The sequence below is a fragment of the Janthinobacterium sp. LM6 genome (assembly GCF_002002885.1).
GTDB lineage: Bacteria > Pseudomonadota > Gammaproteobacteria > Burkholderiales > Burkholderiaceae_D > Janthinobacterium > Janthinobacterium kumbetense.
Genome location: NZ_CP019510.1, coordinates 266,967 through 288,645 on the forward strand (window position 1 = coordinate 266,967; position 21,679 = coordinate 288,645).

Sequence of the window (21,679 nt, forward strand, 5' to 3'; positions counted from 1 at the left end):
GCGCCGCGTCTATCCCTGTATCCATGTCGGGAGGGGATGATGGGCGACCAGCAGAAACGTTTGCAGATGGCGCTGGAGGCGGCGCACATGGCGATCTGGGATTCGCGCATCGTCGCTGGCCAGGTCATCGACGGCACGGTCAGCTGGTCGGCCAAGGGCGCCACCTTGCTGGGCCTGGAAGAGCGCGCCCTGACGCAGCCATTCCGCAGCTTTCTCGACAGCGTGCACGCCGGCGACCGCGACAAGGTGGTCGAAGTGCTGCAGGACGGCGTGCGCCGGCGCGGCGGCTACGCCCTGCAATACCGCGTCGTCTGGCCCGACGGCAGCGAGCACTGGCTGGCGGCCAAGGCGCACATCTTCGTGGATGCCGGCGGCCGGCCCGACCGCACCCTGGGCATCATCTGGGATATCACCGAGCACATGGCGCGCGAACTCATGATCGCCGAGCGCAAGGAACTGGCCGAAGTGACGCTCAGATCGATCGGCGACGGCGTCATCACCACCGATCCGCAGGGCAAGACGCGTTACCTGAACCGCGTGGCCGAGCAATTAACGGGCTGGAGCAACGAGCTGGCGCAGGGCCTGGACATCGGCCTGACCATGCCGCTGGCCGATGAGCGCACGGGCGAAGCGCGCGAGCACGTGGCCATGCGCTGCCTGCAACAGCGCCAGGCCATCGGCATTTCGCCCCGCTCGCAACTGGTCACGCGCGACGGGCGGCGCATCGCCGTCGAGGAATCGGCCGCGCCCATCTGGTCGCGCGACGGCGACATCCTCGGCGCCGTCGTCGTGTTCCGCGACGTCAGCCACGAGCGCAAACTGAGCCAGGAACTGTCGTGGCAAGCCACGCACGACACCCTGACGGGCCTGATCAACCGGCGCGAATTCGAACACCTGGTGGCCGGCGCCCTGCGCACGGCCAAGCAGGATGGCCACGCGCATGCGCTGCTGTACCTGGACCTGGACCAGTTCAAGGTCATCAACGACACCTGCGGCCACGGCGTCGGCGACATGCTGCTGCAACAGCTGGCCAAGATGCTGCAGGGGCGGATGCGCGACAGCGACATCCTGGCGCGCCTGGGCGGCGACGAACTGGGCGTGCTGCTGCCGCACTGTCCGCTCGAACACGCGCGCCTGATCGGCGAACAGCTGCGCCAGTCCGTGCGCGATTTCCGTTTCGCCTGGGACGAACGCAGCTTCGAGCTGGGCGTGAGCATCGGCATCGTGGAAATCAGCCAGGACAGCAAGTCCATGAGCGAGCTGCTGAGCGCGGCCGACCAGGCTTGCTACCTGGCCAAGGAGCAGGGCCGCAACCGCATCCATATATATCAGGAGTCCGACGTCATGCTGGCGCAGCGGCATGGCGAAATGCTGTGGATCTCGCGCCTGAACGAAGCGTTCGCCCACGACTATTTCCGCCTGTACGCCATGCCCATCGTGCACCTGCACGACAGCCCGGAACACCACGACGAGGTGCTGATCCGCATCCGCAACAGCAAGGGCGACCTGATCTTGCCGGGCGCCTTCATCCCCGCCGCCGAACGCTACGACATGATGCTGTCCATCGACCGCTGGGTCATCCGCGCCGTCTGCGCGCATATCCAGAGCGTGCGCGACAGCCTGCCGCCTTTGGCCGCGCTGGCGGAAAGCCGGCGCCGTGCACCGGCCCTGTATTCCGTCAACCTGTCGGGCATGTCGCTGGCCGATGCCGGCTTGCACGACTACATCACCGAGCAGTTCGTAGCATTCGCGATTGCGCCCGAGCAAATCTGCTTTGAAATCACGGAAACGGCCGTCATCGCCAACCTGCCCAAGGCGCAAGTGTTCATGCGCCAGCTCAAGGCCCTGGGCTGCCGCTTCTCGCTCGATGACTTCGGCAGCGGCTTTTCCTCGTTCGGCTACCTGAAAGCCCTGCCCGTCGACTATTTGAAAATCGACGGCGTCTTCGTGCGCGACATCGCCACCAACGCCATCAACCGCGCCATGGTCAAGGCCATCAATGAAGTGGGCCACGTGATGGGCCTGGAAACGGTGGCCGAATACGTGGAGGACGCGGCCACCCTGGCCGTCATCCGCGAACTGGGCATCGACTATGCGCAAGGCTACGCCGTGGGCAGCCTGCGGCCGCTGACGGCGGGCGCGGATTAAGCGCCTATCCCGGTAGATGAATACATCCCCTGCTGGCGCCCGTCAGAAGCGGGGACTGCGTTGCTCGTCGTCGCGTGGCTCGCCACGCGTCCTCCTCACGCCTTGTCCGCGCTCCTGATGCGCTGCCAGCAGAAGACGCTCCCTACCGGGATAGGCTCTAAGCGCCGCCGACAACCAGTAGCTTTAAAACAATGCCGCATTGCTATCGCTAAATGCGTGCAAGCACGACCAATCTGGAGGATTTTGATCTACATCAATAAATTTGCGCAGGCGACTCCTTACACTGATCTCCATTCTTGCAATCGTGCAAGTCTTACTCACCAATTGCTCATTTAACCGATCAGGAAGCCGCGACCATGCGACAAAATTTGCCAGTGACTAACCGTGAAGTCCTCGTCTTGGACGATCAGGCCATCGTGTCGAAAACGGATATGAACGGCAATATCGTCTACGTGAATCCCTACTTCAGCCAGGTCAGCGGCTTCAGCGAGGCAGAGCTGCTCGGTTCGCCCCAGAACATCGTGCGCCACCCGGACATGCCGGCCGAAGCGTTTGCCGACCTGTGGACCTCGATCCAGGCCGGCACGCCATGGACGGGCCTGGTCAAGAACCGCTGCAAGAACGGCGATTTCTACTGGGTGCGCGCCAACGTCACCCCCATCCGCGAAGCGGGCAAGACCATCGGCTACATGTCCGTGCGCGTGAAGGCCGACAAGGACCAGGTCAAGGCCGCCGAAGAAGCCTACGCGGCCATCCGCAACAAGGAAGGCGGCAACATCGTCATCAAGCACGGGCAGATCGTGCGCCCGGGCCTGGCGCACCTGCTGCACAGCCTGACGCACATGTCGCTCAACCTGCGCATCTGGGCCGCCACCTCCATCGTCAACTGCCTGCAACTGCTGGTGTGCGTCATCAGCCTGTTCGCCAGCGGCGGCCAGATCACCAATTACGCCATCTTCGGCGCCACCCTGTTCGGTTTCCTGATCAACGTTTTCCTCTGGTACACCTTGCGCATGTCCGTGCTCAAGCCGCTGGGCAAGGCCCTGAACGGTGCGCGGGCGATCGCCGCGGGCGACCTGTCGGGCAGTTTTGAAACGGAGAGCACGGATGAAGTGGGACAACTGCTGCGCGCGCTGCAACAGATGAACAGCAACCTGATCGCCACCATCCGCGACGTGCGCATCAACGTGGAAACCATGGCCGTGGCCACCAAGCAAATCGCCGTCGGCAATATGGACTTGTCGGGCCGCACGGAATCGCAGGCGGCCAGCCTGGAAGAGACGGCCTCGAGCATCGAGGAATTCTCGTCGACCGTGAAACAGAACGCGGACAACTCGGTGCAGGCGAATGAACTGGCCGTGGCCGCCTCGAAAGTGGCGGTGCAGGGCGGCGAGATCGTTTCCGAAGTGATCACCACCATGGACGAGATCAACACCTCGTCGAAGAAAATCGTCGACATCATCGGCTTGATCGAAGGCATCGCCTTCCAGACCAACATCCTGGCCTTGAACGCGGCCGTGGAGGCGGCCCGCGCCGGCGAACAGGGGCGCGGCTTCGCCGTCGTGGCGGGCGAAGTGCGCAACCTGGCGCAGCGCTCGTCCGTGGCAGCCAAGGACATCAAGCAACTGATTGAAATTTCCGTCGGCAAGGTCGGCGCCGGCATGCTGCAGGTCAACCGCGCCGGCGCCACCATGGAGCAGGTGGTCAGCTCCGTCAAGCAGGTGACGGCCATCATGCAGGAAATTTCCATCGCCTCGCGCGAGCAGAGCATCGGTGTCGACCAGGTCAACCAGGCCATCGCCCACATGGATCAGGTGACGCAGCAGAACGCGGCCCTGGTGGAAGAAGCCGCCGCGGCCGCCACGCGCCTGGCGGAGGAAGCGGCCAGCCTGTCGCAAGCCGTGAGCCTGTTCAATTTCGGCAAGATGCCGCCACCGCGCCGCGTTGCCATGCCCGGCGGCAAATCGGGTGCCGCAAACGCCGGCAAACCCGCCATGAAACGCCTGGCCGCCTAAACCTTTCAAGACATCAAAACACATCATGCCTACACTACTCAGCAGTGCTTCCGCCGAACTGGACGCGGTCGTCGAATTCGACCCGGTCATCATCGGCAAGATGAGCCAGTCCGGCCCGCGCTACACGTCGTATCCGACCGCCGACCGTTTTAACGCCGACTTCGGCTACGGCAACTTCCTCGAAGCGCTGGCCGCGCTGCGCATGCGCGGCGGCCGCCGGCCGCTGTCGCTGTACGTGCACGTGCCGTTCTGCGACACCCTGTGCTACTACTGCGCCTGCAACAAGATCATCACGAAAGACCGCAGCAAGGCCGCCACCTACCTCAGCTACCTGAAGCAGGAAATCGCCATGCAGGGCAAGCTGTTTGCCGGCATGAACCACATCGAACAGCTGCATTTCGGCGGCGGCACGCCGACTTACCTGAGCGAAAAGCAGATGGACGAGCTGATGGCGCACCTGCGCCAGCATTTCGAGTTCGCCTCCGATGAAGACGGCGAATATTCGATCGAAATCGACCCGCGCACCGTCTCGCGCGAGCGCGTGTTTTCGCTGCGCGCGCAAGGTTTTAATCGCATCAGCCTGGGCGTGCAGGATTTCGACGCGGACGTGCAAAAAGCCGTCAACCGCATCCAGCCGGAAGCGGAAACGGTGGCCATCATGCAGGCGGCGCGCGACGCGGGCTTCCGCTCGATCAGCATCGACCTGATCTACGGCTTGCCCAAGCAAAGCCTGGACACCATGACGGAAACCTTGCGCAAGGTCATTTCCGCCAGCCCCGACCGCATCGCCCTGTATCACTACGCGCACATGCCGCACCTGTTCAAGCCGCAGCGCCGCATCCTCGACGCCGACATGCCCGACAGCGCCACCAAGCTGGCCATGCTGGGCCTGTGCATCGCGCGCCTGACGGCCGCCGGCTATGTCTACATCGGCATGGACCATTTCGCCAAGCCGACGGACGATCTGGCCGTGGCGCAGCGCCAGGGCCGTTTGCACCGCAACTTCCAGGGCTATTCGACGCGCGCGGAAGCGGACCTGATCGCCTGCGGCGTGTCGGCCATCAGTTCCGTCGGCGCCGTCTACAGCCAGAATGAAAAGACGCTCGACGCATACTATGAAAAGCTCGACGAAGGCGTGCTGCCGATCGCGCGCGGCATCAAGCTCGATACGGACGATTTATTGCGCCGTATCATCATCCAGATGCTGATGTGCAACTTCGAATTGTCGATCGCCACCATCGAGCAAGCGCACCCCGTCAAGTTCCGCAGCTATTTCGCCGCCGAGCTGGAAAAGCTGCGCGAACTGGCGCGCGACGGCTTGCTCGTCATCGAGGAAGACTGGCTGACGGTGACGCCGAAAGGGCGCTTGCTGATCCGCAATATCTGCATGGTCTTCGACCGTTACCTGACCCTGGCGCGCGCCAACACGGCGCCGGACGCGGTGCAGCCGCTGCGCTACTCGAAAACGGTGTAACGCCGCCCGATGAACGCCCTCAGCCTCCTGCCGCTGTTCATGGTCGGCCTGGCCGGCAGCGTGCACTGCATCGGCATGTGCGGCGGCATCGTCGGCGCCCTGTCGATCAGCGGCGGCGCACCGGCGGCGCCAGCCCGCCCCGTAATCGCCATCGCCGTGGCGCGCCCCGCATTGCAGACAACCTTGCAGACGAACGTCCTGCGCGTGCTGGCCTACAACGGCGGGCGCATAGCCAGCTACATGCTGGCCGGCGCACTGGCCGGCAGCCTGGCGGGCGCGGGCATGCTGCACCTCGCCTCCTTGCAAGTGGCCGGCTACTGGCTGGCCAATCTGATGCTGGTGGCTTTGGGCCTGTACCTGATGGACGCCTGGCGCGGCCTGGCCCACCTGGAAGCGGCCGGCAACGTCGTCTGGCGCCGCGTGCGGCCCCTGCTGAAACCGCTGATGCCGATGGATACCCCGCTGAAAGCGCTGGCCGTGGGCGGCCTGTGGGGCTGGGTGCCGTGCGGCATGGTCTACAGCGCGCTGCTGACGGCCATGATGCAAGGTTCGGCCCTGAGCGGCGCGGCCGCCATGGGCGCCTTCGGCCTGGGCACCCTGCCCACCCTGCTGGGCATGGGCTTGCTGGGCACGCGGCTGCGCACGCAGATGCAGCGCCGCCCCGTGCGCATCGCCAGCGGCGTGCTGGTGCTGGGCTTTGGCTTGCTGGGCCTGCTGCGCGCCGCCAACGGCGTGTCGCTGGGCTGGCTCGACGCCCTGTGCGTCACGGGCCATCCATGAAAAGACGCATGAAAACAAACCTATGAATGCTGTTTTACAACCCTCCGCCTGCTTCCATTGCGGCTTGCCCGTCCCCGGCGGTTCCAACTGGAACGTCACCATCGACGACGTGCCGCGCGCCATGTGCTGCCCCGGCTGCGAAGCGGTGGCGCAAACCATCGTCGACATCGGCCAGAGCGCGTATTACCGCGACCGCGACGAGTACGCCGTCAACGCGGCCGGCGCCGCCATGGTGCCGCCCGAACTGCGTTTGTACAGCAATGACGACGCGCAATTCGCGCGCGACGCCAGCAGCTGCGAAGCGACGCTCTCCGTCGAGGGCATCCGCTGCGCCGCCTGCGTCTGGCTGATCGAGCGTCAACTGACGCGCCTGCCCGGCGTGCAGGCGGCCAGCCTGAACGTCGCCACGGAGCGCCTGTACGTGCGCTGGAGCCGCGCCGAATGCGAGCCGGGCGACATCCTGCAAGCCGTGCGGCAAGTCGGCTACACGGCCTATCCGTACGACGCCGTGCGCCATGGCGAGCGGCTGCAAAAGGCCAGCAAGACCCTGGGCCGCCAGCTGTTCGTGGCCGGCCTGTCGATGATGCAGGTGATGATGTACGTGGCGCCGTCCTACCTGGCGGCCGAGGATGGCACGCTGGACGAGAATATGGCCAGCCTGATGCGCTGGGCCAGTTTGCTGCTGACCTTGCCGGCCATCTGCTATTCGGCCATGCCGTTTTTCCAGGGCGCCTGGGCCAGCCTGCGCGCGCGCACCCTGGGCATGGACGTGCCCGTGGCGCTGGGCATCCTGGCCGCCTTCTTCGGCAGCGTGGTGGCGACCTTTACGGGACGCGGCGAGGTGTATTACGACTCGGCCACGATGTTCATCTTCCTGCTGCTGTGCAGCCGCTATTTCGAGCTGCAGGCGCGCCGCAAGGCCGCCTCGGCGCTGGAACGGCTGCAGCACGCCTTGCCCGCGTCCGCCTCGCTGATGGCGGGCTTCCCGGACAACCGCGCCACCACCCTGGTGCCGGCCGGCAGCCTGGCCGTCGGCGACATCATCTTGGTGAAACCGGGCGAGGCGATCGCCGCCGACAGCGTCATCATCGAGGGCACGAGCGCGCTCGATTTATCGCTGCTGACGGGCGAAAGCGCGGCGCAGCGCAGGAAGATGGGCGAGCGGGTACCGGGCGGGGCCATCAACGCCAGCGCGGCGCTCATCTTGCGCGTGCTCAAGCCGGCGCGCGAAAGTACCCTGTCCGACCTGCTGAAACTGATCGAGCGGGCCGGCAGCGGCAAGCCGCAGATCGCCCAATGGGCCGACAAGGTCGCCGCCTGGTTCGTGCTGGGCCTGCTGCTGTTTGCCGTCGCCGTGTTCGCCTTCTGGAGCTGGCACGATGCGGCGCAGGCGTGGCCCGTGGCGATTGCCGTGCTGGTCGTGTCCTGCCCGTGCGCGCTGTCTCTCGCCACGCCGACGGCGCTGGCGGCCGCCACCGACAGCCTGCTGCGGCGCGGCGTGCTGATCGTCCAGCCGCACGTGCTGGAAACCCTGCACCGCGCCACCCACATCGTCTTCGACAAGACGGGGACATTGACCCTGGGCCGGCCCGTGCTGCGGCAGATCGAGGGCCTGGACAGCATGGCGGAAGACGATTGCCTGCAGGTGGCCGCCGCGCTGGAAGCGGGCAGCGCCCATCCGCTGGCACAAGCCATCCTTGACGCCGCCGAAGGATTGCCAGGACAGCAGCCGTGCGCGCATGCGGAACACCTGCAGGAAGTGCAGGGCCAGGGCCTCGAAGGCGTGGTCGACGGCGTGCGCTACCGTCTGGGCAATGCGGCTTTTGTCGCCGCCATCGCCGGCCCGCCGCTGGGCGACACGGCCGTCGGCATGCAGGGCATGACGCCGCTGTACCTGGGCACGCAGGGCCGGTGGCTGACGCGTTTCCTGCTCAGCGACGCGCTGCGCCCGGAAGCGCGCGACGTCGTCGCGTATTTCCACCGGCGCGGCAAGCAGGTCGTGCTGCTCAGCGGCGACCAGGAAGCGCTGACGCAAAGCGTGGCGGCCGAGCTGGGCATCGCCACGGCCTGCGGCGAGTGCCTGCCCGATGAAAAGCTCGACTTCGTGCAGCAATTGCAGGCGACGGGCGCCGTCGTGGCGATGGTCGGCGACGGCATCAACGACGCCGCCGTGCTGAGCGGCGCCGACGTCTCCTTCGCCATGGGTTCCGGCGCCGCGCTGGCGCAAGCCCATGCGGACACGGTGCTGCTGTCGAGCCAATTGGTCTCCGTGCTCGACACGGCCAAGACGGCCGCGCGCAGCATGCGCATCATCCGCGAAAACCTGGGCTGGGCCACCTTGTACAATCTGACGGCCATCCCGGCCGCCGCGCTGGGCTTTTTAAACCCCTGGCTGTCCGGCGTCGGCATGGCTGCCAGCTCGGCGGTCGTCATCGCCAACGCCCTGCGCCTGCGGAAAGCCTGAACATGGAAGCACTGTATCTCCTCATCCCCTTGAGCGTCGTGGTCGTCTTCATCGCGCTGTGGGTGTATTTCACGGCCTCGGACAGCGGCCAGTTCGACGACCTCGTCGGACCGGGCCTGCGCGTGCTGCAGGACGACGATACGACAGTCAAGCCGCCGGCGCCCGGCGAACCGCACGCCTGACGTTTCCCCCTCCGGCGCGCTGGCGCCTGGCCATCGTTGAAATACGCCTTTTGACACAGGTCAAGCCCTGATTGCAGGGATCTTGCATGGCTTTTTTGACGGGAATATCACTTTATTTCGATGCCAGTTCGCTACGCTTATTTCATCCGGGGAATTTTGATCCACATCAAAGTTTTTTCGCGGTCAAACACTTACTCTCTGGCCACCATCATAAATAGTAATTCCAGGGAGAGTCTTTGTGGATCAATCGCTGAACTATAACTACAAGATCGTGAAGCAATTCGCGGTCGCTACTGTGGTATGGGGCATCATCGGCATGCTGGTAGGCGTTATCATCGCCGCTCAGCTGGCCTGGCCTGCCCTGAACCTCGACATACCATGGCTGACATACGGACGCCTGCGTCCGCTGCACACGAATGCGGTGATTTTCGCCTTCGGCATCTGCGGCCTGTTCGCCACCTCGTACTACGTCGTGCAACGCACCTGCCAGGTGCGCCTGTTTTCCGACAAGCTGGCTGCCTTCACGTTCTGGGGCTGGCAAGCCGTGATCCTGTGCGCGGTCGTCAGCCTGCCCATGGGCCTGACCCGCGGCAAGGAATACGCCGAGCTGGAATGGCCTATCGCCATCCTCATCGCCGTCGTCTGGATCGCCTACGCCATCGTTTTCTTCGGCACCTTGATCAAGCGCAAGGTCAAGCACATCTACGTGGCCAACTGGTTCTTCGGCGCCTACATCCTGGCCGTGACGATCTTGCACGTGGTCAATGGCGCCGTCATGCCGGCCTCGTTCACCAAGTCGTATTCCGCGTATGCGGGCGTGCAGGACGCCATGATCCAGTGGTGGTACGGCCATAACGCGGTGGGTTTCATCCTGACCGCCGGCTACCTGGGCATGGTCTACTACTTCATCCCGAAACAGGCCGAGCGCCCCGTGTACTCGTACCGTCTGTCGATCGTCCACTTCTGGGCGCTGATCTTCACCTACATGTGGGCGGGTCCGCATCACCTGCACTACACGGCATTGCCTGACTGGACGCAATCGATCGGCATGGTCTTCTCGCTGGTCCTGCTGGCACCAAGCTGGGGCGGCATGATCAACGGCATCATGACCCTGTCGGGCGCCTGGCACAAGCTGCGCACCGACCCGATCCTGAAATTCATGATCGTTTCGCTGTCGTTCTACGGCATCGCCACCTTCGAAGGTCCGATGATGTCGATCAAGACCATCAACTCGCTGTCGCACTACACCGACTGGACCGTTGCCCACGTGCATGCGGGCGCCCTGGGCTGGGTGGGCTTCATCACCATGGGTTCGATCTACTACCTGCTGCCGCGCCTGGCGGGCCGCACGCAGATGCACAGCACGCGCCTGGTCGACGTGCACTTCTGGGTGGCCACCATCGGCATCGTGCTGTACATCGCGGCAATGTGGATCGCCGGCGTGATGCAGGGCCTGATGTGGCGCGCGGTCAATCCGGACGGCACCCTGACCTACACCTTTGTCGAGAGCGTGAAAGCAACGTATCCGTACTACGTGGTGCGCGTGGCCGGTGGCCTGCTGTACCTGTCGGGTATGTGCATCATGGGCTACAACACCTGGATGACCTTGCGCGGCAGCAAACTCCCCGTCGCCCGCATTCCGGAACTGAACGCGGCGCACGCCTGATAGGAGCATAAGCAAATGAAATTTTCACATGCATGGATTGAGAGAAACCCCTGGCTGCTGATCGCCCTGGTCACGGTGGTGATCAGCATCGGCGGCGCCGTCGAGATCGTTCCCCTGTTCTTCCAGAAGAGCACGACGGAGCCGGTCGCCGGCCTGAAGCCGTACTCGCCGCTGCGCCTGGCCGGCCGCGACATCTACGTGCGCGAAGGCTGCTACAACTGCCACTCGCAGATGGTGCGTCCGCTGCGCGCGGAAACGGAACGCTATGGCCACTATTCGGTCGCCGGCGAGTTCGTCTACGACCGTCCGTTCCAGTGGGGTTCCAAGCGCACGGGGCCGGACCTGGCCCGCGTGGGCGCCCGCTACAGCGACGAATGGCACCGCACGCACTTGAACAACCCGCGCGACGTGGTGCCCGAGTCGAACATGCCGTCCTACCCCTGGCTGGCGAAGACCAAGCTGGTGCCTGACGACATCATGCCGAAGATGCGCGCCCTGAAACGCCTGGGCCAGCCGTACAGCGATGAAGAGATCGCCGCCGGCCCCGCGCAGCTGCAGGACAAGACGGAAGAAGACGCCCTGGTCGCCTATCTGCAAGGCCTCGGTACATTAATCAAAACAAGGAATTAGCATGGCAATCGAAAACCTGTTTGACAGCGCCAGCAGCGTCATGACGGTGGTTTCCTTTACGACGTTCGTGGGCATCCTGTGGTGGACGTTCAGCCGCAGCAACAGCGACTTCGACGCGGCGGCGCGCCTGCCGTTCGCCGACGACGCGCTCGACTATCCGGCCGAGGCCGAGATGAACCTGGCGAAGGAGCATAACCATGGCTGACTTTACCAATGGCTTCTGGAATATCTACGTCATCGTGCTGTCCCTGCTGGGCATCATCGGCTGCGGCGTGCTGCTGTACTCGCAGTCGAAAGTAAAAGTGGCCGCCGGCGCGCCTGCCGACGGCACCACGGGCCACGTGTGGGACGAGGACTTGAAGGAACTCAATACGCCGATGCCGCGCTGGTGGATGTGGTTGTTCTACATCACCATCGTCTTCGCGCTGGCGTACCTGTTCCTGTATCCGGGCCTGGGCAACTATGCCGGCAGCCTGGGCTGGAAATCCACGGGCCAGTACGAGGAAGAGCTGAAGAAGGCGGAAGCCGACTACGGTCCCCTGTTCAACAAGTACCTGAGCCAGGACTTGAAGACGGTGGCCGCCGATCCGCAGGCGCAAGCCATCGGCCAGCGCCTGTTCCTGACCTACTGCGCGCAATGCCACGGTTCTGACGCGCGCGGCAACAAGGGCTTCCCCAACCTGACGGACAAGGACTGGCTGTATGGCGGCGAACCCGACATCATCAAGACCACCATCCTGCACGGCCGCAATGGGCAAATGCCGCCGATGGGCGCCGCGCTCGGTTCCGAAAAGGATGTCGAGAACGTGGCCCATTACGTGCTGAGCCTGTCCGGTTCCACCTCGGATCCCGTCAAGTCCGTGCTGGGCAAGGCCAAGTTCGGCGCCTGCATGGCCTGTCATGGCGCCGATGCCAAGGGTAACCAGATGCTCGGCGCGCCGAACCTGACGGACAAGACCTGGCTGTACGGCGGCAGCGCCGATACCATCATGGAAACCGTGCGCAAGGGACGCAGCAACACCATGCCGGCCTTCAGCGATTTCCTCGGCGAATCCAAGGTACACGTGCTGTCGGCGTATGTCTGGAGCCTGTCGAATCCGCAGGCACCCGCAAAGTAAAAATGGAACCTCAAGTCATCAAGATGTATGCGGCCCGCGAGCAAATCTACCCTCGCGAGGCCAAAGGACGCTACGCTACCTGGCGATGGGTATGCGTATGGCTTACCCAGCTGGCGTTCTACGGCTTGCCGTGGTTGACCTGGAATGGCAGGCAAGCCCTGCTGTTCGATTTGACCACGCGCAAGTTCTACATTTTCGGCGTCGTGCTGTGGCCCCAGGATTTCATCTATCTGGCGGCCCTGCTGATCATCTGTGCGTATTTGTTGTTCCTCGTCACGGCCATTGCCGGGCGGGTGTGGTGCGGGTTCTCTTGCCCGCAAACGGTATACACGGAAATTTTCCTGTGGGTCGAACGCCGCATCGAGGGCACGCGCAGCGCGCGCATGGCCCTCGACAAGCAGGGCCCCTCCGTGCGCAAGGCGTTCAAGAAGACGGCCAAGCACCTGGTATGGGGCGCCATCGCCCTGTGGACGGGCTTTACCTTTGTCGGCTACTTCACGCCGATCAAGGAACTGGCGCACGCGGTGACCACCTTGAATTTCGGTCCCTGGGAATGGTTCTGGGTCTTGTTCTACAGCCTGGCAACCTACGGCAACGCGGGCTGGCTGCGCGAGCAGGTGTGCAAATACATGTGCCCCTACGCGCGCTTCCAGAGCGCCATGTTCGACCAGGACACCCTGATCATCACCTACGATGCCAAGCGCGGCGAACCACGCGGCGCCATGAGCAAGAAGGCCGGCAACAACGACAAGCTGGGCGATTGCATCGACTGCACCCTGTGCGTGCAGGTGTGTCCGACCGGCATCGATATCCGCAACGGCCTGCAGTATGAATGCATCGGCTGCGCCGCCTGCGTCGATGCCTGCAACAGCGTGATGGACAAGGTCGAGCGGCCACGGGGACTGGTACGCTACAGTACCGACCATGCGATGGAAAACAACTTCAATTCGAAGCAGATACGCCAGCGCGCCATGCGCCCGCGCGTCTTGATCTACACTTCCATCCTGGCCCTGATCATCATCGCCGTATGTACTTCGCTGGCGTTGCGCACGCCCCTGAAAATGGACGTGATCCGCGACCGCGGTTCCATGGGACGCGAAGTGGAAGACGGCATGATCGAAAACGTCTACCGCCTGCAGATCATGAACACCTCGGAGCAAAGCCAGCATTTCAAAATCAGCGCTTCCGGCTTGCCGGGCCTGACCTTGCTGACGCGCGAAGAAGTGACCTTGCAGCCAACGGAAACGCTGGGTTGGCCGATTCGCCTGCGCGTGCCGCACGGCGTGGGAGAGAAGGGCTCGAACAAGATTGCGATCGAATTGCAATCGCTGGACGACCCGTCGCTGCATGTGCGTGAAAGCGCGGTATTCATCGTGCCGCGGTGATGTTGATTTGGGGTTGGACCCTCTGGGTCCGACCCCGGTATTTCGCCGTAGGGGTATCATCAATCATGCGTTAGGGTCACTTGATTTTCAACCCGGAAGCAAAAGCTGGGGTCAGACCCACAGGGTCCGACCCCAAGGAGAACAAAATGTCCGACAGTCTGAAACTGCAAGCACCCGTTGCACCGTGGTACAAGCATCGCTGGCCATGGCTGCTGATGATCGGCCCCGGCCTGTCCGTGGTCGTCGGCAGCTTCATGGGCTATATCGCATTTACCCAGCCCGATGCGCTGGTGGTGGGCGATTATTACAAGCAGGGCAAGGCGATCAACCAGGATTTGAAGCGCGACACGATCGCCAGCGATCTGGCGATGGATACGAGCCTGTCGTACGACGTAGCGGCAGCGCGCCTGAGCGGTTCCGTGCACAGCTTCGGCAAGGCGTATCAGGCGCCTTTGCTGCTGCACCTGGCGCATGCGACGTTGCCGGAAAAGGATATCAAGCTGCTGGTGCAACCCGATGCGGCCGGCAATTTTTCCGTCGCGTTGCCGATGCTCGAGCGCAGCCGCTGGCAAGTGCTGGTGGAAAACGACAAGCGCGAGTGGCGCCTGTCCGGCATCTGGACCTGGCCGTTGCAGCGCAGCATCGCGCTGCATGCCGACGAGGAACTGTAAGTCTTACTTGCAGATGTCCGTGCCGGCCGTAATCGCTTTCAACTTGGCCGGCTGCAGGATCTCGATCTCGCGGTTCGACACGCGCAGCCAGCCTTCCTTCTTGAATTTCGACAATAAGCGGCTGACGCTCTCGATGGTCAGGCCCAGGTAGTTGCCGATTTCCTCGCGCGACATGCGCAGCTGGAATTTGCTGCTCGAATAGCCGCGCGCTTCATAGCGCGAGGCCAGGTTGACGATGAAAGCGGCGAAGCGCTGCGTCGCCTGCATGTTACCCAAAAGCAACATAACGCTTTGCTCGCGCGTGATTTCCTGGCTCATCATGCGGTGGAAGTGGCGCAGCAGGGTCGGCATATTGCCCAGCAATTGTTCCAGGCTGGAAAAGGGGATTTCACACACTTCGCTGTCTTCCAGCGCCACCGCATTACAGTGGTGGCGGTCGGCGCTGATGGCGTCCATGCCCAGCAGTTCGCCCGCCATCTGGAAGCCCGTCACCTGCTCTTCGCCGCCCGGATTGATCTGGTACGTCTTGAAATGCCCCAGGCGGATCGCATACAGGTTCTGGAACGAGTCGCCGATGCGGAACAGCGAAGCGCCGCGCACGATCTTGCGGCGGCGGCCAATGATCTGGTCCAGCCTGTCCATATCGCCCACATCGAGGCCCATCGGCAGGCACAATTGATGCATGCTGCAGGTCGAGCATCGCGCACGCAACGCCTCCACGTTCACGGTGGGCAAGGTTGGAGTGAGGAGCGCTTCAGTCATGTCGGTACCTTTTAGAAAATGCAACAACAAGTTTACTGCATACAGGGTTGCCGTGTGCCAATTTCACCGCAATTTCGGCGAATAAACGACGTCCAGCCTTTAATTATATGGCAACATCGTCAAAAGCCCATGCGGGGCGGGCAATTTGCGCGGTGGCGCTTGCCAAGCTGGGGCATTGATAGGAAAATTCCTGACAGCATTATCTGCCGCCTGTGCCGCCTGGTACTGAAAAGGAAATCATGAAGCCTCTCGGCATTAAAGCAAAAGTCGCGCTGGCCACCAGCCTGACCTCGATCGCCATGATCGCGCTGGTCACCATGATCCAGGTGCAGCACATGCGCGACGACTTCACCCGAGTACTGCTGAGCCAGCAATCGTCCCTGATCACCCGCACCGCCGCCGAGCTCGACGACAAGCTGGGCATGCTGCTGCAGATCGTCACCCTGACGGCCAGGCAGCAGCCGCCGGAATTGATCGCCCGGCCCGCCCAATTGCGCGAATACTATTCGCGCCGCTCGATGCTGGTGCTGTTCGATGATGTGCTGGTGCTCGACGCGCAGGGCGCCATCGTGGCCGACATGCCGGAGGTGGCGGGGCGCGCCGGCATCAACGTCGCCGAGCGCGAGTATTTCCAGACCGTGCTGCGCACCCGCCAGCCCATGATCACCGAGCCGATGCTGGGCAAGTCGAGCGGCATGCCCATCGTGCAGATGGTGGCGCCCGTGCTGGCCGCCGATGGCCAGGTGGCCGGCGTGGTGATCGGCGTGCTGCGCCTGTACAAGGACAACCTGCTGGGCCGCCTGCGCTCGGAAAAGATCGGCAAGAGCGGCTATTACTTCATCCTCACGCGCGGCGCCGTGCCGCGCTACGTGCTGCATCCCGATACCAGCCGGCTGCTGCAACCGCGCCAGCCGAACGCCAACCTGACGACGACCCGGCTGCTGAAGGAAGATGGCGAAGGCAGCATGGTCAGCACCAACAGCCGCGGCATCACGGCCGTCAACAGCTTCAAGCGCCTGAAATCCGTAAACTGGCTGCTGGCCGCCTCGCTCCCCGTCGACGATGCATTCGAACCGTTCGATGGCGTGCTGTACCGGCTGGTGCTGTGGAGCATCCTCGCCTCGCTGCTGGCCGCTGCCGTTCTGGGCTGGGTCACCGTGCGCCTGCTGTCGCCGCTGGTGCGCCTGCGCGACACCCTGCTGGCCCTGCGCACCAGCGGCAGCCGTTTCACCCCCGTGCCGGTGCAGCAGCGCGACGAGATCGGCGAACTGACGGAAGCGTTCAACGGCCTGATGAGCGAACGCGACCGCATGCAGCAGGAACTCGAAGCGCGCGCGGCGGAACTGGAACAGGAACGCGACCGTGCCGAGGCGGCCAACCGCGCGAAGAGCGATTTCGTGGCCAACATGAGCCATGAAATCCGCACGCCCCTCAATGCCGTGCTGGGCATGGTGTATCTGCTGGGCAATACCAAGCTCGATACGGAACAACGCAAGTATCTGACCATGGTGCGCGTGGCGGGCCAGTCGCTGCTGGGCATCCTCAACGACGTGCTCGACTATTCGAAGATCGAGGCGCGGCGCATGGAATTGTCGCCCGTCGAATTCGACCTCGACGAAGTCATGAACACGCTGGCCACGACGATGACGATGAATGCGGGCGAAAAGGAGCTGGAACTGGCCATCGCCGTCGAGCCTGACGTGCCGCGGCGCCTCGTCGGCGACGCCCAGCGCCTGCAGCAAATCCTCGTCAACCTGGCCGGCAACGCCATCAAGTTCACGGAGAGCGGCGAAGTGGTGGTGGCCGTCAGCCTGGCCGAGAAAGAAAACGGCCGCGCCTGGCTGCGCTTCGAAGTGCGCGACACGGGCATCGGCATGACGGAACTGCAGCAACAGCAGCTGTTTGCCGCGTTTTCCCAGGGCGACCAGAGCATCACGCGGCGCTTCGGCGGCACGGGCCTGGGCCTGGCCATCAGCAAGCAGCTGATCCACATGATGGGCGGCGACATCGCCGTCGCCAGCAGCGAAGGCAAGGGCAGCCGCTTCTGGTTCAGCGTGCCCTTCGAAATGCTGGCGCAGCCGGCCGAAACGCGGCGCACGCCGGCGCTGGGCCAGCTGCGCCTGCTGGTGGCCGACGACAACCGCACCACGCGCGAACTGATCGTCAAGCTGATCGAGGCGTGGGGCTGGCTGGCCGACGAAGTCGATTCCGGCTTTGCCGCCATCGAACTGTACCGCGAACGCCTGGCGCAGCAGCAACCATACGACGTGGTGCTGGCCGACTGGCACATGCCCGTCATGGACGGCCTGGCCACGGCCAAGGCCATCCGCCAGGCGGCCAGCGGCCAGCGCCAGCCCATCGTGGTGATGGTCAACGCCTTCGCCCGCAACCACCTGGAGGAAATCTCCAGCGCGGCCGAGGCCGACGTCGTGCTGATGAAGCCGATCACGGGCTCGAGCCTGTTCGATGCCCTGCACCAGGCGCTGATCGCCAAGAACGACGGCGGCGAGCAACGCATGCTGCACCAGCCGCTGGGCACGGAACTGGCCGGCGTGCATTTCCTGCTGGTGGAAGACAATCATTTGAACCAGGCCGTGGCGCGCGGCATCCTCGAACACATGGGCGCCACCCTGGACGTGGTGGGCGACGGCTTGCAAGCGGTGGAACGGCTGCGCACGGAAGCGCTGCGCTACGACATCGTGCTGATGGACATGCAGATGCCCGTCATGGACGGCTTCAGCGCCACCCACATCATCCGCACGGAACTGCGCTTGAGCCTGCCCGTGATCGCCATGACGGCCGGCGTGCTGGCGTCCGAGCGCGAGCGCTGCATGACGGCCGGCATCAGCGATTTCATCGCCAAGCCCGTGGTGGTGGAAGAAATGATGGAAGTCATCCTGCGCCACCTGCCCAAGCGCCCGCCAGTACAGACGGCCGAGCCGGCACGCGTCGCCGATGAAGAAGTGTTTTCCATGGCGCCGCTGATGCGCGTGATGGGGCGCGATGCGAAGGGGCGCGGCGTGCTGCGGCGCATGGTGGAAGACGCGCTGAACAAGGGCATGACGCCCGTGCGCGACGCCGAAACGGCCTTGCAGGCGGGCCGCCACAGCGACGTGGCGCGCATCCTGCACAGCGTGCGCGGCTCCGTCGGCACCCTGGGCACGAAACGCCTGATCCGCACCGCGTTCGCCACCGAGGAAGCCATCGACGCGGGCCGCCTGGACGAGGTGCCGGCGCTGCTGGCGCAGACGGCGCAGGAACTGGAGCAGGCGCTGGCGGCGGCGGCGGATTGGTTGTCCAGGCTGAAGGATTAAGCTCGTTTGAACCCAAGAGATCAAGGCCGGGGTCGTACCCTCAGGGTACGACCCCAGTCCTTGCTGTGGGTTTAGGCGGGCACGCCCAGAATCACGCTGGACGCTTTAAATATTGCCGTCACGTTGCTGCCGAGTTCGATGCCCAGCTCGGTGCTGCTCTGGTTCGTGATGATGGCGGCAATCGTGCCGCCGCGCGGCAGGTCCAGCACCACTTCCGTGTTGACGGCGCCCGTCTGCACGCGCGTCACGACCCCGGCCAGCTGGTTGCGCGCGGAAAAGCGCGCGCCCTGGCTGTCCGTCACGAGGATGATGGACGAGGCCTTGATCAGCGCAAACGCTTCCGCGCCCGGCACCAGGCCCAGGCTGGCGCTGCTGCCCTGCGTGACGATGGCCACGATATGCTGTCCGCCCGGCAATTCCAGGGTGACTTCATCGTTGACGGCGCCCTGTTTCAGTTCAGCAACTTTACCGAGGAATTGATTGCGTGCCGTGGTTTTCATGGCCATTCTCCGTATGAGTAAAAGATCGTCGGCGATGCCTTCCGCCTGGCTGCCCAACTGGCGCAGGTAGCGGGCATGCTCGCGCTCGATGATACGGAAATTGTCGACCAGCTGGCGCCCCCGTGGCGTCAGCCGCGTGCCGCCGCCGCCCTTGCCGCCCGTCAAACGCTCGACCAGCGGTTCGCCGGCCAGGTTGTTCATCGCGTCGATGGCGTCCCAGGCCGCCTTGTAGCTCATCTTCACAAGCTTGGCCGCCTGCGTGATGGAGCCGCATTCGGCGATGGCGCCCAGCAATTCCACCCGCCCGGCGCCGCCCAGGTTTTCTCCGCCCACCGTCATCCATACCGAGCCTTGCAGGCCGATTTCCGCTGCCGCTGATTTATCCAATGCGTTCACCTAATGCCTTATTTTCTTCCATGCTGTCAATTTGTCCGTCACGCAAGTAAAGCACATGTTCACCCAGAATGCGCGCATCTTCGGGATCATGTGTGATCAGGATCATAGGCACGTCCAGGCGCTGCTGCCACTGGCTCAACTCCAGGCGCATTTTGACACGCAGGGCCGGATCGAGGGCGGCGAACGGCTCGTCGAGCAGCAGCGCGTTTGGCTCGGCCACGAGCGCCCTCGCCAGCGCCACCCTTTGGCGCTGGCCACCGGACAACTCGTCGGGGAACTGGTGCGCCAGTTCCTGCAGGTGGAACGCGTCGAGCCAATGCTCGACCTTCTGCAATTTTTCGTGCGCGCGCGGGTTGAACCAGCCGCGCGCCAGGCCGAAGCCCACGTTCTGGCGCACCGTCAGGTGCGGGAACAGGGCGTAATCCTGGAACAGGTAGGCGACATTGCGCTGCTGCGGCGGCAAGTTGATGCCGGCGGCGGAATCGAACAGGGTGCGCCCGTTCAGGCGGATATGGCCCGCGTCCGGTGTAAACAGTCCGGCAATGGCTTTCAGGGTCATGCTCTTGCCGGCGCCGGACGGGCCATACATGGCGATGCGCTGGCTGCTGGAGGTGCATTGCACGTGCAGGTCGAAGCGGCGTTTGCCGGAGCGCAAGGTGGCGCGGAGGTCGAGGTCGAGTTGCATGGGCGTCATCATAGGCCTCATTTGTGCGCGATGCGCCCGGGCGCCAGGCGGCCGGCCGACAGCAGCACCACGATACACACGGCCGAGGTGATCAGCACCAGGGTGTTGGCCACGTCGTCCTGGCCCGCCTGCACGGCTTCATACACGGCCACCGACAGGGTCTGCGTCTTGCCGGGGATGCTGCCGGCCACCATCAGGGTGGCGCCGAATTCACCGAGCGCGCGCACAAAGCCCAGCAGCACGCCGGCGAGGATGCCGCGCCAGGCCAGCGGCAAGGTCACGCGGAAAAAGATCGCCATTTCCGAAATGCCCAGCACGCGGGCCGCCTGCTCCAGCTGGCCGTCGACCGCTTCGAAAGCGGCGCGCGCGGGCTTGAAGACGAGGGGAAAGGCGACCACCGTGGAGGCGATCACGGCGCCCTGCCACGTAAAGATCAGGTTGATGCCGAAGTTGTCCTGCAGCCAGATGCCCAGCGTGCCGCGCCGGCCCAGCAGCACCAGCAGGTAATAGCCGAGCACGGTGGGCGGCATCACCATCGGCAGGGTCAGGAGGGCGTCGAGCAGCTCGCGCCCGGGAAAACGCGTGCGCGCCAGCAGATAGCCCGTACCGATGCCGAGCAGCAAATTGAGCGCCGTGGCCCACGCCGCTACCTTGAGCGACAGGGCCAGCGCGGTCCAGGCGATATCCATGCGCGTTCGTTTTACCTTATGGCTTCTTGAAACCGTACTTGGCGAGGATGGCTTGCGCCGGCGCCGTCTGCAGGTAGCTGACGAAGCGCTTCGCTTCAGCGGCATTGCCGCTGCCCTTGATGGTGGCGATCGGATACAGCACGGGCGCGTCCAATGGCACGTCCAGCACCACGTTCACCTTGTCTTTCATGATGGCCGCGTCGGTGGCGTAGACAAAGCCCGCATCGACTTCGCCGCGCGCCACGTAGTCGAGCGACTGGCGCACGTTCTGCGTGCCGATGGCCTTGGGCTGCACGGCGTCCCACAGCTTCGCCTTCTTCAGCGCGCCTTCGGAGTAACGGCCGACGGGCACGCTGGCCGGATTGGCGATGGCCACGCGGGTCACGCCCTTGTGCGTCAGGTCGCTCAAGTTCTTGATGCCCAGCTTGCTATCGTGCGGCACGATCAGCACCAGGCTGTTGCCGACGAAGTCCATGCGGTCGGCCGGCAATACCAGGCCCTGCTTTTGCGCCGCATCCATGGTTTCCTGGTCGGCGGAGGCAAACACGTCCACGGGCGCGCCCTTGACGATCTGTTGCAGCAGCACGCCCGAGGCGGCGAAGTTCAAGGACACCTTGCTGCCCGGATACTGCGCCTCGTAGCTCTGCGCCGCATCCTTGAACGCATTCGTCAGGCTGGCCGCGGCCGACACCACCACTTCGCCGGCAAGGGCGGAGGTGGCGGCGGTGGCCAGCAGGGCGGTGCCAAGCAGGCGGGCGAGGGAGGTGAGGCGCATGATCGTATCCTTGTAAAGTGAACGG

Annotated in this window: 18 protein-coding genes; 13 read left to right on the top strand and 5 right to left on the bottom strand. The window is 64.0% G+C overall.

Annotated elements, in window-relative coordinates; genetic code table 11:
- Window positions 1-36: 36 nt before the first annotated feature.
- From BZG29_RS01130 to BZG29_RS01185, 12 genes are all read left to right on the top strand, one after another.
- Window positions 37-2,148, top strand: a complete 2,112-nt coding sequence (locus tag BZG29_RS01130; RefSeq protein ID WP_253192746.1) for an EAL domain-containing protein — start codon at window positions 37-39, stop codon at window positions 2,146-2,148.
- Between the two features lie 356 nt (window positions 2,149-2,504).
- Entirely contained in the window at window positions 2,505-4,163 is a 1,659-nt protein-coding gene (locus BZG29_RS01135; protein ID WP_077398307.1) for a PAS domain-containing methyl-accepting chemotaxis protein, read from the top strand.
- 25 nt (window positions 4,164-4,188) lie between these two features.
- Window positions 4,189-5,637, top strand: a complete 1,449-nt coding sequence (hemN, locus tag BZG29_RS01140) for an oxygen-independent coproporphyrinogen III oxidase (RefSeq protein ID WP_077398308.1) — start codon at window positions 4,189-4,191, stop codon at window positions 5,635-5,637.
- Between the two features lie 9 nt (window positions 5,638-5,646).
- Entirely contained in the window at window positions 5,647-6,417 is a 771-nt protein-coding gene (locus BZG29_RS01145) for a sulfite exporter TauE/SafE family protein (protein ID WP_077398309.1), read from the top strand.
- Window positions 6,418-6,439: 22 nt separating this feature from the next.
- Entirely contained in the window at window positions 6,440-8,881 is a 2,442-nt protein-coding gene (locus tag BZG29_RS01150; RefSeq protein WP_077398310.1) for a heavy metal translocating P-type ATPase, read from the top strand.
- A gap of 2 nt (window positions 8,882-8,883) precedes the next feature.
- Complete coding sequence (ccoS, locus tag BZG29_RS01155) at window positions 8,884-9,063, top strand: cbb3-type cytochrome oxidase assembly protein CcoS (RefSeq protein ID WP_077398311.1); 180 nt, start codon at window positions 8,884-8,886, stop codon at window positions 9,061-9,063.
- Between the two features lie 238 nt (window positions 9,064-9,301).
- Window positions 9,302-10,729 carry a cytochrome-c oxidase, cbb3-type subunit I gene (gene ccoN, locus BZG29_RS01160; RefSeq protein ID WP_046681775.1) on the top strand — a complete coding sequence of 476 codons (1,428 nt, stop codon included), beginning with the start codon at window positions 9,302-9,304 and terminating at the stop codon, window positions 10,727-10,729.
- Window positions 10,730-10,744: 15 nt separating this feature from the next.
- The gene (gene ccoO, locus BZG29_RS01165) at window positions 10,745-11,359 is read left to right on the top strand and encodes a cytochrome-c oxidase, cbb3-type subunit II (RefSeq protein WP_070278467.1); all 615 of its coding nucleotides are present in this window, start codon (window positions 10,745-10,747) and stop codon (window positions 11,357-11,359) included.
- Between the two features lies 1 nt (window position 11,360).
- Complete coding sequence (locus BZG29_RS01170; RefSeq protein WP_034752515.1) at window positions 11,361-11,564, top strand: cbb3-type cytochrome c oxidase subunit 3; 204 nt, start codon at window positions 11,361-11,363, stop codon at window positions 11,562-11,564.
- Window positions 11,557-12,477: a cytochrome-c oxidase, cbb3-type subunit III gene (ccoP, locus tag BZG29_RS01175; protein ID WP_077398312.1), complete on the top strand. Its 921-nt coding sequence runs from the start codon at window positions 11,557-11,559 to the stop codon at window positions 12,475-12,477. The genes BZG29_RS01170 and ccoP overlap by 8 nt, the downstream gene beginning before the upstream one ends.
- Window positions 12,478-12,479: 2 nt before the next feature.
- The gene (gene ccoG / locus BZG29_RS01180; protein WP_077398313.1) at window positions 12,480-13,862 is read left to right on the top strand and encodes a cytochrome c oxidase accessory protein CcoG; all 1,383 of its coding nucleotides are present in this window, start codon (window positions 12,480-12,482) and stop codon (window positions 13,860-13,862) included.
- 146 nt (window positions 13,863-14,008) lie between these two features.
- The gene (locus BZG29_RS01185) at window positions 14,009-14,533 is read left to right on the top strand and encodes a FixH family protein (RefSeq protein WP_077398314.1); all 525 of its coding nucleotides are present in this window, start codon (window positions 14,009-14,011) and stop codon (window positions 14,531-14,533) included.
- 3 nt (window positions 14,534-14,536) lie between these two features.
- On the opposite strand, the gene fnr is transcribed toward BZG29_RS01185, so the two are convergent.
- Window positions 14,537-15,295 carry a fumarate/nitrate reduction transcriptional regulator Fnr gene (gene fnr, locus BZG29_RS01190; RefSeq protein WP_077398315.1) on the bottom strand — a complete coding sequence of 253 codons (759 nt, stop codon included), beginning with the start codon at window positions 15,293-15,295 and terminating at the stop codon, window positions 14,537-14,539.
- 239 nt (window positions 15,296-15,534) lie between these two features.
- Here fnr and BZG29_RS01195 point away from each other — a divergent pair, with 239 nt between their 5' ends.
- Window positions 15,535-18,609: a response regulator gene (locus tag BZG29_RS01195; RefSeq protein WP_077398316.1), complete on the top strand. Its 3,075-nt coding sequence runs from the start codon at window positions 15,535-15,537 to the stop codon at window positions 18,607-18,609.
- 71 nt (window positions 18,610-18,680) lie between these two features.
- On the opposite strand, the gene BZG29_RS01200 is transcribed toward BZG29_RS01195, so the two are convergent.
- The 4 genes from BZG29_RS01200 to modA are packed head-to-tail and all read right to left on the bottom strand — an operon-like array spanning window position 18,681 to window position 21,654.
- Window positions 18,681-19,448: a TOBE domain-containing protein gene (locus tag BZG29_RS01200; RefSeq protein ID WP_077398317.1), complete on the bottom strand. Its 768-nt coding sequence runs from the start codon at window positions 19,446-19,448 to the stop codon at window positions 18,681-18,683.
- 40 nt (window positions 19,449-19,488) lie between these two features.
- Window positions 19,489-20,190, bottom strand: coding sequence for an ATP-binding cassette domain-containing protein (locus BZG29_RS01205; protein ID WP_077408903.1), 702 nt, complete (start codon window positions 20,188-20,190; stop codon window positions 19,489-19,491).
- 17 nt (window positions 20,191-20,207) lie between these two features.
- On the bottom strand, window positions 20,208-20,879 hold the full coding sequence (gene modB / locus BZG29_RS01210) for a molybdate ABC transporter permease subunit (RefSeq protein ID WP_077398318.1): 672 nt from the start codon (window positions 20,877-20,879) through the stop codon (window positions 20,208-20,210).
- A 16-nt stretch (window positions 20,880-20,895) separates the two neighbouring features.
- A complete protein-coding gene (gene modA / locus BZG29_RS01215; RefSeq protein WP_077398319.1) occupies window positions 20,896-21,654 on the bottom strand; it encodes a molybdate ABC transporter substrate-binding protein in 759 nt (252 codons plus the stop codon).
- Window positions 21,655-21,679 lie beyond the last annotated feature (25 nt).